This is a genomic window from Amycolatopsis sp. TNS106 (assembly GCF_019330265.1).
Classification (GTDB): Bacteria; Actinomycetota; Actinomycetes; order Mycobacteriales; family Pseudonocardiaceae; genus Amycolatopsis; species Amycolatopsis lurida.
The window spans coordinates 1,758,905-1,771,618 of record NZ_CP024972.1 but is presented as its reverse complement, the minus strand read 5'-3'; the positions used below and the strand labels follow the sequence as shown (position 1 = coordinate 1,771,618).

Annotated in this window: 2 protein-coding genes; both read left to right on the top strand. The window is 71.2% G+C overall.

Annotation, left to right across the window (positions count from 1 at the left end; genetic code table 11):
- Positions 1 to 160 precede the first annotated feature (160 nt).
- Positions 161 to 12,088, top strand: a complete 11,928-nt coding sequence (locus CVV72_RS07890) for a type I polyketide synthase (RefSeq protein WP_219151742.1) — start codon at positions 161 to 163, stop codon at positions 12,086 to 12,088.
- An 18-nt stretch (positions 12,089 to 12,106) separates the two neighbouring features.
- Positions 12,107 to 12,601, top strand: a complete 495-nt coding sequence (locus tag CVV72_RS07885; RefSeq protein WP_219151741.1) for a TIGR03618 family F420-dependent PPOX class oxidoreductase — start codon at positions 12,107 to 12,109, stop codon at positions 12,599 to 12,601.
- Positions 12,602 to 12,714 lie beyond the last annotated feature (113 nt).

The following is a 12,714-nucleotide window of genomic DNA, read 5'->3' as shown; positions in this document are numbered from 1 at the left end:
AGTCGATGGACGTCACTCTGCCCGCCGCGCCGCCGGCCGCACACCTCCGTCTTTGCTCCGCTCTCCTGCTCATGACCTGGTAATACATCTGTTCTTCCGATGTGCCCGATGCACTCGGCGACCTGGCTCGCGCTTCGGCGGCGGCCGTAGTTTCGGAGCCATGTCTGGTGGGGAAGATTTCGCGCGGTCCGGATCGGTCGCGATCGTCGGCATGGCCTGCCGGGTCGCGGGAGCGGCGGACGTTTCCGAGTTCTGGGATGTCCTGCGCGCGGCGAGGGACATGGTCACCGAGGTCCCGGACGACCGCTGGGATTCCGGCGGTGACGCCGGTTCGCGGTACGGGTCGTTCGTGGCCGACGTCGAAGGGTTCGACGCGGCATTCTTCGGTGTGTCACCGCGCGAGGCGGCGGTGCTCGACCCCCAGCAACGGCTCGCGCTGGAACTGGCGTGGGAGGCGATGGAAGACGCCCGCCTCGTGCCCGCCACCCTGCGCGGCCAGGACTGCGGCATGTTCCTCGGCGCCATGCGGGACGACTACGCCCGGCTGGCCCAGGAATTCGACGTGACCACGCAGCACAGTTTCACCGGCCTCCAACGCGGCCTGATCGCCAACCGGGTGTCCTATTTCTGCGGACTGCGCGGCCCGAGTATCACTGTCGACAGTGGACAGTCCTCGTCCCTGGTCGCCGTCCATCTGGCCGCGCGGAGCCTGCTCTCCGGTGAATCCACCATCGCCTTGGCGGGCGGTGTGAACCTGAACCTGGTCCCGGCGAGCGCGCGCGAGGCCGAGAAATTCGGCGGCCTGTCCAATGGCGGACGTTGCCGCACCTTCGACGCGGCGGCGGACGGTTTCGTGCGGGGCGAAGGCGGCGGCATCGTCGTGCTCAAACCGCTGGACGCCGCGATCGCCGACGGCGACCGGATCTACGCGGTGATCGCGGGCAGCGCGGTCAACAACGACGGCGGCGGCGCCGGCCTCACCGTGCCGGACAGGGCGGCACAGGAACAGGTCCTGACCCAGGCCCTCGAAAGCACCGGCATCACTCCGGACGACGTCGGCTACGTCGAACTGCACGGGACCGGGACCAAGGTCGGCGACCCGATCGAGGCGGCGGCACTGGGCGCCGTGTACGGCCGTCACCGGTCGGCACCGTTGCCCGTGGGTTCGGTGAAGACGAATCTCGGACATCTCGAAGCCGCGGCCGGGGTGGTCGGGCTGATCAAGGCGGCCCTCGCCGTCCACCACGGCGAAATCCCGCCCAGCCTGCACTTCCGCGAGCCGAATCCGCGGATTCCGCTGGAAGAAATGAAGTTGCGCGTCTGCACCGAAGGGATCGCCTGGGACGACGCCGAACGCGCCGCCGGCGTCACCTCGCTCGGGATGGGCGGTACGAACTGCCACGTCGTACTCACCACGGCCCCGGAGCCCGCACCGCGCACCGCCGTGGTGGGACCGCCGTCCGCGGCCTGCGTGGTCTCCGGCCGGACGCCGTCCGCGCTGCGCGCCCAGGTCGACCGGCTGCGCGCGCATCTCCTCGCACGTCCGGAACAGGACTTCGCGGAGATCGCCTGGTCGCTGGCCACCACGCGGACCGCGTTCGAGTACCGGGCCGCCGTCGTCGCGGGTGATCGGGCGGAACTGCTGGCCGCGCTGGACGAGGTGAGCACCGACCTACCGGAAGCCGTTCCCGGCTGGTCCGCGGAACTGCGGTTCGGTTCGGCGCCCGAGGACTTCGGCGACGCGTTTCCCTCGTTCACCACGGCGTTCACCGAAACGCTCGCGCTCTTCGGCGAGCGGAGTGACAACGCGGCGGCCCGGACTTTCGCTTCCCAGGTCGCCATCCACCGCCTGCTGACGGACTCGGGCATCGAGCCGGAAGCGGTTTCCGGCGAAGGGATCGGCGAGTTCGCGGCGGCTTTCGTGAGCCGGACGATCCCGGCGAGCGAGCTGATCGAAGCGGTGCTCGCCGCACCGCCGGCGGAACACGCTGCCGAAACCGCCGTGCTCAGCACTTCGAATGGGCGGAAGATCCCGCTTCGGTCCGGCGTCAGGGGATTCCTCACCGCGGTGGCCGCCGCGTACGTCGAAGGCGCCTCCGTCGACTGGAGCGCGCTGTTCCCGGGTGGACGGCCGTCGACGGTGGACCTTCCCGCGTACGCCTTCCAGCGCGAACGCCACTGGCTCGACACCCTCCCGGCCGCCGAGGCACCGTCCACGGCGGACACCGAGCGCACGGTCGCCGGAGCCGTCCTCGGCCACGCGGCCGCGGTGCTCGGGCTCGACGAGGCGCCGCCCGGCCGCCTGTTCACCGAGCTGGGTTTCGACTCGATCATGGGTGCGGAACTGGCAAGGCGGCTCACTGAGGCGCTGGGCGTGACCGTGCCCGAGACCGTGATTTTCGACCACCCCACCCCCGAAGATCTGATCCGGTACCTGGGTTCGCTGCTGGCCGGCGAGGAGCCGGAGCGCCGTCCTCCCGCGACGGTGTCGGAACCCGCCGAGGCGCACGAGCCGATCGCGATCATCGGCATGGCCTGCACCTTTCCCGGTGGGGTCCGCGATCCGGAAGGGCTCTGGCGGCTGGCCGCCGAAGGCACCGACGCGATCGGGGAACTCCCCCGCGACCGCGGCTGGGACGTCGACTCGCTCTACGACCCCGATCCGGGCAGGCAGGGGCATTCCATCACCCGTAATGGAGGCTTCCTGTACGACGCGGCCGAATTCGACGCGGAGTTCTTCGGCATTTCGCCGCGGGAGGCGCTGACGACCGATCCGCAGCAGCGCCTGCTGCTGTCCGCCGCGTGGGAAGCGTTCGAGGATGCGGGCATCGTCCCGGCGAGCCTGCGCGGCAGCCGGACCGCGGTGTTCGCGGGCGTCATGCACCACGACTACGCGCCCCGGGTGCACACCGTGCCGGACGGACTCGAAGGACACCTGATCACCGGGAACACCTCCAGCGTGGTCTCCGGGCGACTGTCCTATGTGTTCGGTCTGCACGGCCCTTCGGTCACGGTGGACACCGCCTGCTCCTCGTCGCTCACCGCGCTTCACCTCGCGGCGCGGTCACTGCGCTCGGGTGACAGCGATCTGGCGCTCGCCGGCGGTGTCACCGTGATGGCGACACCGGAGATGTTCGTCGAATTCTCCCGGCTGCGGGGCCTTGCCCCGGACGGCCGCTGCAAGTCCTTCGCCGCGTCCGCGGACGGCACGGCGTGGGCGGAAGGCGTCGGCGTGCTCGTGGTCGAGCGGCTGTCGGACGCGCGGCGGAACGGGCACCGGGTACTGGCTCTGCTGCGGGGCTCGGCGGTCAACTCCGACGGCGCGTCGAACGGGCTTTCCGCGCCCAGCGGACCGGCGCAGGAGCGGGTCATCCTCGACGCGCTCGCCGACGCGGGTCTTCGTGCGTCGGACGTGGACGCCGTCGAGGCGCACGGCACGGGCACCACCCTCGGCGACCCGATCGAGGCTCAGGCGCTGCTCGCGACCTACGGCCAGGCACGACCGGCGGACCGTCCGTTGCTGCTCGGTTCGCTGAAGTCGAATCTCGGCCACGCGCAGGCCGCGGCCGGGGTCGGCGGGGTGATCAAGATGGTCCAGGCGATGCGGTACGGAATGTTGCCGAAGCTGCTGCACCTGGACGAACCGTCCCGGCACGTGGACTGGTCGGCCGGCCGGGTCGAACTGCTCGCGGAGCACACGCCCTGGCCGGAGACCGGCCGCAAGCGGCGTGCGGCGGTCTCGTCGTTCGGGATCAGCGGGACCAACGCCCACGTCGTCCTCGAAGAGGCCCCGGACGAGCCCGAAACGGCCCCGGCGACCGCACCGGTCGTGCCGCTGATCCTCTCGGCGAACAGCGAAGAAGCGCTGAGGGACCAAGCGAATCGGCTGCGCGAGCGCATCGAGTCCGACCCCACGCTCGAGGTTCACGACGTGGGTTTCACCTTGGCGAACGCGAGGACCCGCTTCGCTCATCGGGCGGCCGTGCTGGGAGGCGATCGCGAGGAACTTCTCCGCGGTCTCACCGCGCTCGCCGCCGGGGAGTCGACGGCGGAGGTCCTCGCCGGTACGGACAAGGCGGATCCGCGCCCGGTGTTCGTGTTCCCGGGACAGGGCAGCCAATGGGTCGGTATGGCCAAGGAACTGCTGGACACCAGCCCGGTGTTCGCCGAACGCATGGCCGACTGCGGACGGGCGCTCGAACCACATGTGGATTGGCTCCTGCCGGAGGCCTTGGCCGACAAGGCGGCGCTGGAGCGGGTCGACGTCGTCCAGCCGGTGCTGTGGGCGGTGATGGTCTCGATCGCCGCGCTGTGGGAGGCGCACGGAGTGCGGCCGGCCGCCGTCGTCGGCCATTCGCAGGGCGAGATCGCGGCGGCGACCGCCGCGGGCGCGTTGTCCCTGGAGGACGGCGCGCGAGTGGTCGCGTTGCGCAGCAAGGCGATCCGGGCGCTCTCCGGCCGGGGCGGGATGCTCTCGGTCGCGTTGCCCAGAGCGGAGGCCGGACGCCGGATCGAGCGTTGGAACGGCAGAGTGTCGATCGCGGCGGCGAACGGGCCGTCGGCGACGGTGCTGTCGGGTGATCCGGCGGCATTGGACGAACTGACCGCGGAACTCCGTGACGCGGGCGTCCGGACCAGGCGGCTTCCGGTCGACTATGCCTCCCATTCCGCCCACGTCGAAGAGCTCCACGCTCCCCTGCTCGAACTGCTGGCGGAACTGGCTCCCCGGACCAGCGAAGTACCGTTCCATTCGACGCTGACCGGCGGCCTGATCGACACCGCCTGCCTGGACGCCGAGTACTGGTACCAGAACCTCCGGAACCCGGTCGAATTCGACCACGTGATCCGGTGGCTCGCGGACGAAGGACACGCGCTGTTCGTCGAATGCAGCCCTCATCCCGTGCTCACCGTGGGATTGCAGGAGATCCTGGACGAGTCCGCGCGCGAAGGTGTCGCGCTGGGCACGTTGAGGCGAGACGAAGGCGGCCTCCCCCGGTTTTGGCGCTCGCTCGCCGAAGCCGCGGTGCACGGGGCCGGAGTCGAGTGGGACGCCGTCTTCCCCGGCGGCAGGCTCGTCTCGCTGCCGGCCTATCCCTTCCAGACGGAGCGTTTCTGGCTCACGCCGTCCACGGGCGCCGCCGGGTCAGCGTCACTGGGCCTGCGAGACGCGGGCCATCCCCTGCTAGGCGCCATGGTCACCCTCGCGGACGGCGACGGATCGCTGTGGACCGGCAGGCTTTCGCTGTCGACCCATCCCTGGCTGGCCGACCACGCCGTCAACGGCACGGTCCTCCTGCCCGGAGCGGCCTTCGCGGAGCTGGCCCTGCACGCCGGTGACCGGGTCGGCTGCCGCCGGGTGGACGAACTGGCCTTGGAGAATCCACTGATCATCCCGGCCGACGGCGCCGTCGAACTACAGCTGGCCGTCACCGCGGGCGAACCGGGACGGCGCGGTTTCACCGTCCACTCACGGCCGGCGGATTCCGATGGCGAATCCGGCTGGATCCGCCACGCGACCGGATCCCTCACCACGCCCGCCGCGCCAGGGCGGGGACTGCGGGAATGGCCACCGTCGGGAGCCGAAGGCGTCGACCTCGAAGGCTCTTACGCGCGCCTCTCCGACATCGGTTACGAATACGGTCCCGCTTTCCAGGGATTACGCGCTTTGTGGCGGCTCGGCGAAGAGCTGTACGCGGAGGTCGCGCTGCCAGGCGAGTCGGCTGAAGGATTCGGCATCCACCCCGCGTTGCTCGACGCTTCACTGCACGCGATCCTCGCAGGCAGGACGGGAGACGACACCGTAAAGCTTCCCTTCGCGTGGACGTCCATCGATCTCCACGCGACCGGATCGACAATCCTCCGGGTCCGCGTCGCTCCGGCGGGCGACGACGCGGTCGCCCTGATCTTGTCCGACGGGGAGGGCGATCCCGTCGCGACGATCGAATCCCTCACCCTCCGGCAGGTCGACCTCACCAAGCTCGCCGGACCGCGGGTGAACCGCACCCTGCTGCACGTGGACTGGATTCCGGCGGCGGCGGCCGAAACGCCGTCGTTCGCCGTCTTCGACGATCTGGCCGCGTTGCGCGCGTCGCTCGCCGAGGGCGGACAGCTGCCCGATCTCGTCGGCGTCCCTTGTGGACCGGAGGACGACTCGGCCGATCCCCGTACGGTCACGATCGAGGCGCTGGAACTGGTGCGGGGCTGGATCACCGACGAGACCTTCGCCGACGCGAAGCTCGTCGTGCTCACCCGGCGGGCGGTCGCGACCACGGTGGACGACGATGCGCCCGAAACCGCCGGTTCCCCGGTGTGGGGATTGGTCCGCGCCGCGCAGTCGGAAGCACCGGACCGGGTGCTGATCGCCGACCTCGACCACGGAAGCACACCGGAACAGGCATTCGCCGCGGGCGAACCGCAGGCGGCGGTCCGCGGCGGCCGGGTGCTCGTGCCCCGGCTCGTCAGGGTGACCGAACCCGCCGACCGGCGGGAAAAGGCGCTCGATCCGGACGGGACGGTGCTCGTCACCGGCGGCGTCGGCAGCCTCGGCGGGCTGATCGCCCGGCATCTCGTCACCGAACACGGGGTCCGTCACCTGCTGCTCACCGGCCGCCGAGGTCTGGACACAGAGGGCGCCGGGGACCTGGTCGCCGAGCTGACCAGGGCGGGCGCGCAGGCGACGGTGACCGCCTGTGACGTCGCCGACCGGGACCGGCTGGCCGAGGTGCTCGACGCCGTCCCCGCCGAACACCCGCTCACCGCGGTCGTCCACGCCGCCGGGGTACTCGACGACGGCACGGTCGAATCGCTCACCGAGTCCAATGTGGACACGGTATTCCGGCCGAAGGTCGACGGCGCGTGGAATCTGCACGAGCTCACCGAAGGGCTGGACCTCGCGGCGTTCGTGCTGTTCTCCTCGATCGCCGGCATCATCGGCAACGCGGGCCAGGCGAACTACGCGGCGGCGAACAGCTACCTCGACGCCCTCGCCCACCGTCGCCGCGCGCTCGGCCTGCCCGCGACGTCACTCGCGTGGGGGCTGTGGGCGCTCGACACGGGGATGACCGGGCATCTGTCCGAGACCGACGTCGCCAGGATGGCCCGCCGCGGCCTGTTGCCCCTGTCCACCGAGCAAGGGCTCGCGGCGTTCGACGCCGCGCTCGCCGGCGCTCCCGCCCTGCTGGTGCCCGCACGCCTCGACGTCACCGCGCTGCGCGACCAGCGTTCGCCACTGTTCTCCGCGCTGGCCGCGCCTTCGCGGCGTGTCGCGGCGGCCGTGCGGGAAGCGGGCGCCGCCGGGCCCTCGCTGCCGCCGGAACGGGACGAGGCGGCGATGACCGAGCTCGTCCGGCGTACCGTCGCGGCGGTACTCGGCCACACCACGAAGGACTCGGTCGTGAGCGACCGGGCGTTCCAGGACCTCGGTTTCGACTCCCTCACCGGCCTGGAACTGCGCAACCGGCTCGGGGAGACGGTCGGGCTGCGCCTGCCCGCGACCCTGGTCTTCGACCATCCGACCCCCGGCGCGCTGGCCGAGTACCTCGCGGACAGGTTCTGGGGAGACCAGGCACCACGAGCCGCCGTGAGCACTCCCGCGCCGGTCCGCGCCGTCGACGACGACCCCGTCGTGATCGTCGGTGTGGGATGCCGTTATCCGGGCGGGGTGGAATCGGTGCGGGACCTGTGGGAGGTGTTCGCCCAGGGCCGTGACGTGATTTCGGAGTTCCCTCCCGACCGGGGCTGGGATCTGGCCGGGATCTACGACCCGGATCCCGAGACGCCGGGCAAGTCCTATGTCCGGCACGGCGGTTTCCTCACCACGGCCACGGAATTCGACGCGGAGTTCTTCGGGCTGTCACCGCGTGAGGCCCTCGTGATGGATCCTCAGCAGCGGTTGCTCCTGGAGGTCTCCTGGCACGCGCTGGAATCGGCGGGGATCGATCCGGCCACGCTGCGCGGCAGCAGGACCGGTGTCTTCACGGGAATCATGGGCGGCGACTACGCGCTTCCGCTCGCCGAGCTGCCCGAGGACCTCGTCGGCCAGGTGTCGGTGGCCAACGCCGGCAGCGTCGCCTCCGGCCGGGTGTCGTACGTGTTCGGTTTCGAGGGTCCGGCGATCACCCTCGACACGGCGTGCTCCTCGTCGCTGGTGGCGATGCACCTGGCCGCCCAGTCCCTGCGTAACGGGGAAAGCGAACTCGCCCTCGCCGGTGGCGCCACGGTGATGGCCACCCCGAAGCTGTTCGTGGAGTTCTCCGAGCAACGCGGCCTCGCGCCGGACGGGCGGTGCAAGCCCTTCTCCGCCGACGCCGACGGCACCGCCTGGGCCGAGGGCGCCGGGATCGTCGTCATGGAGAAGCTGTCCGACGCCCGGCGCAACGGTCATCCCGTCCTGGCGATCCTCAAGGGTTCCGCGATCAACTCCGACGGCGCGTCGAACGGTCTGACCGCGCCCAGCGGCCGGGCACAGCAGCGCGTCATCACCGGCGCACTCGCCGACGCCAGACTGTCCACACAGGACATCGACGTGGTCGAAGCGCACGGCACCGGGACCACCCTCGGCGACCCCATCGAGGCGGGAGCGCTGCAAGCCACCTACGGCCAGGACAGGCGTCATCCGTTGCTCGTCGGTTCCGCGAAGGCCAACCTCGGCCATGCCCAGGCCGCCGCGGGAATCGCGGGGGTGCTCAAGATGATCGAGGCGATGCGCCACGGGACCCTGCCCGGGCTGCTCCACGACCGGCCCAGTGCCCACCTCGACTGGAACGACGGCGGGATCGCGCTGATCACCGAGCCGATGCCCTGGCCGGAGTCGGATCGGCCGCGCCGCGCCGCCGTGTCCGCGTTCGGGATCAGCGGCACCAACGCGCACGTCATCCTGGAACAACCCGAGCCGGAAATCCCCGAACCCTCCCCGGCGCGAGGAGGTCCGCTGGTCCCGTGGGTCTTCTCCGCGGCATCGCCCGGCGCGCTGACGGAGCAGGCACGGCGGCTGGCGCGGCACCTCACGCCCGGCAGCGACGCGCTCGATCTGGCCTATTCCTTGGCCACGACGCGTGCCCGGCACCGCTACCGCGCGGTGGCGCTCGGCCACGACACCGACGATCTGGTGTCGGCCCTGACCGACACCGAACCAGCCGCCCTGCTCACGGGCGAGGTCACCGACGGACCGGTCGCGGTGGTCTTCCCCGGCCAAGGCAGCCAGTACCCGGGCATGGCCGGGCGGCTGCGCGAGGACCTGCCCGGCTTCGCCGCGGCCTTCGACGAGGTGTGCGCGGAACTGGACCCGCACCTGGAACGCCCGCTCCCGGACGTCGTGTTCGCCGCGCCGGGCACGCCGGAGGCGGCGCTGCTCGACCGCACCGACTTCACCCAGCCCGCCGTCTTCGCCGTCGAAGTGGCCGTGTTCCGCGTCCTGACCGGATTCGGGGTACGGCCGGGGCTGCTCGCCGGGCATTCCGTCGGCGAGATCGCCGCCGCGTACGCCGCGGGAGTGTTCTCGCTTTCCGACGCCGCCGCGCTGGTGGCCGCGCGAGGACGGCTGATGCAGGCCCTGCCCGGCGGCGCGATGGTCGCCTTGCGCGCAGGCGAACACGAACTCGAGGACCTGCTCGCGGAACACGCCGGCCGGGTCGGGATCGCGGCCGTGAACGGCCCCGGCTCCGTGGTGATCTCCGGGGACGAGGACGCCGTTCTGGCGCTCGCGGCGACCGTCACCGCCGCCAGTGGCCGGGCGACGCGGCTCGCGGTGAGCCACGCGTTCCACTCGCCGCACATGGATCCGATGCTGGCCGGTTTCCGGCGGGTTCTGGACACGCTGGACTTCCGTCCGGCGGAGGTGCCGATTGTCTCGTGCGTGACCGGAGAACGGCTCGAACCGTCGGAAGCGAGCACTCCGGAGTACTGGGTACGGCACGCCAGGGACACCGTCCGGTTCGGCGACGCCCTGCGCACGATCGCCGCCGAAGGTGCCCGCACCATCGTCGAAACCGGGCCCGGCAACGCCCTCACCACGCTGGGACAGCAGGCCCTCGCGGACCACGCGATCGCACTCGTGTCCTGTCTCCGGCGTGGCAGGCCCGAGACCGAAACGCTGGGCGCCGCACTCGCGACGCTGTACACACGCGGGGCTGACGTGGACTTCTCACCGTGGTACCAGGGCGGCCGCCGGGTGGACCTGCCCGGCTACGCCTTCCAGCGCAGGCGCTACTGGATCCACCGTAGACAGTCCACAAAGGACCCGGTCGCCACCGAGCCCGTCTGGCGGCTCAGAAACCCCCGGGTGCACCCGTTGCCGACCGGGAACTGGCTGGTGATCGCCCCGCCGGGGGCAGGCCTCGACGAACGGGTCACCAGGGCGGAGCGGGCGCTGAGCGAACGTGGCTGCTCGGTGCGGCTCCTCCGGCATACCGGCTCCGACGGCTGGCCGGAACTGCTCGCGGAAACCACCCCCGACGGCATCCTCTGGCTGGCGGGCGCGACGGCGGACGTGCTCGCGCTCGTCCAGGCCTTGGAACGGACCTCGATCGAAGCACCGATCTGGACGGTGACCTCCGGCGCGGTCGCGACCGGGCTCGCCGACGCGCCGCCGGATCCCTGGCAGGCGGCCGTTTGGGGGCTCGGCCGGGTGGTCGCGCTCGAAGCCCCGCATCGCTGGGGCGGCCTCGTCGACCTGCCGCCGGAGCCCGGCGATACCGACTGGGCCCACGTCTGCGAGGCATTGACCTGCGATGACGGTGACGACCACTTCGCGGTGCGTGCGAGCGGGCTCCACGTGCGACGGCTGAGGACGCTCGAGTTCCCGGAGACCGGGGCGGGCTGGCGGCCGTCGGGCCCGGTACTGGTCACCGGCGGGCTCGGCGCGCTGGGCAAGCGGGTCGCCCGATGGCTGGCCGGCCGCGGCGCACCACATCTGGTCCTTGTCGGCCGTCGTGGTGCGGAGACCCCGGGAGCCGAAGAACTGCGCGCGGAACTGGCCGCGCTCGGCACCACCGTGACGATCTCCGCCTGCGACGTCGCCGACCCGGAAGCGCTGCGGACCCTGCTCGCCGAACATCCGGTGACCGGTGTGGTGCACGCGGCCGGGCTCCTCGACGACGGCGTACTGGACGCCCAGTCCGCGCGACGGCTGGAGACCGTGTTCGAGGTGAAGGCCGGAGCCGCCTGGCGCCTGCACGAGCTGACCCGGGACCTGCCGCTCGAACAGTTCGTCCTGTTCTCCTCGATGGCGGGCACTTTCGGCGCTCCCGGTCAGGCCAACTACGCCGCGGCGAACGCCGCCGTCGACGCGATCGCTCAGCACCGCACGGCGCTCGGGCTGCCCGCCACCGCGGTGGCCTGGGGGCCGTGGGCCGACGAAGGCATGGGGACCGCGGTGCCCGGCCAGAGCCAGCACGAAGGGGTGTCGGCCATGAGCGCGGAGACCGCGCTGGCTGCGCTGGACCGCGCTCTCGCCCGCCCGGTGGCCGTGCAGGCGGTCGGCGACGTCGATTGGGCGGCATTCGCCCCCGCCCACACCGCGACCCGGGCCAGCCGGGTGTTCGACGAACTGGTGGAAGGACGGCCGGTGGACACAACGGCCGAGCCGTCACTGAGTGACCGGCTCGCCGGGGTATCGGCCGAAGAACGCCGGACCGTCCTGCTCGACCTGGTGGTGCGCGCGGTCGCCGCGGTCTCCGGTCACGACGACGACGTGATCGGCGTGCACCGGCCGTTCCGCGACCTCGGGATGGACTCGCTCGCCGCGATCCAGCTCCGCAACCGGCTCAACGCGGAGACCGGGCTCCGGCTCGCCACCACCGTCGTCTACGAACAGCCGACCCCGGCCGGTCTCGCCGGGCACCTCGACGAGTGCCTGGGAGACGACCGGGCGGACGCGACACGGGCCGTGCTCGCGAAAATCCGCGAACTCGAAACCACTCTGTCCACTGTGGACACCAATGCCGAGATTGCCGAGAGACTCGAAGCGATGGCGCTCAAGGCACGCCCGGCCCTCCCCGGCGACGAGGACCTCGATTCGGCGTCGGAAGACGAACTGTTCGACATCATCGACGACGTCCTCGCCTTCGACGACGACGCGTCAGCCGCCTGAGAGAAGGAAGCAGGGAAAATGAGCGCTGATACCCGAGAACCGCTGAAGACCGGCCGCCCGCACATGCCCGGTTACGGCACCGAGCAATGTGAAGCCGGGCTGCTGCCCTGGTCCTGGGCCGACGGCAAACTGCGCGCCACGATGAACTACTGGGTCGCGACGGTCCGGCCCGACGGAAGGCCGCATGTGATGCCGGTGTGGGCGGCTTGGGACGGAGAGGCGCTCTGGTTCGGCAGCACCCACACTTCGCGCAAGATGCGCAACCTGCGCGCCGATCCCCGCTGCACCGTCACCATCGACGACGCGCTCGACCCCGTCGTCCTCGACGGGGTCGCGGACTTCGTCACGGATCCGGAAGCCATCGCAAGGTTCGTCGAAACGGCCAACGCGAAGTACTCGTCGGCCTACAGCTACGACCCGGACGTCAACGCCGTCGTCGCGATCCGGCCGGCCTGGGCGTTCGGTATGCGGGCCGAAGACTTCACCGGCACGCCCACCCGGTGGCAGTGGTAGCCGGACGGGATTCACGGAGATCGGCGCGGGCGGGGGGTCGTGAGTGATAAGTGTCGTTCTAACGCTCTGTCTGAGTTCAGGACATCGTGAACAGTTGATGTTTCAGGACATCG

Coding starts and splice junctions, on each gene's coding strand:
- CVV72_RS07890 (WP_219151742.1), top strand. CDS start 161: ATGTCTGGTGGGGAAGATTTCGCGCGGTCCGGATCGGTCGCGATCGTC.
- CVV72_RS07885 (WP_219151741.1), top strand. CDS start 12,107: ATGAGCGCTGATACCCGAGAACCGCTGAAGACCGGCCGCCCGCACATG.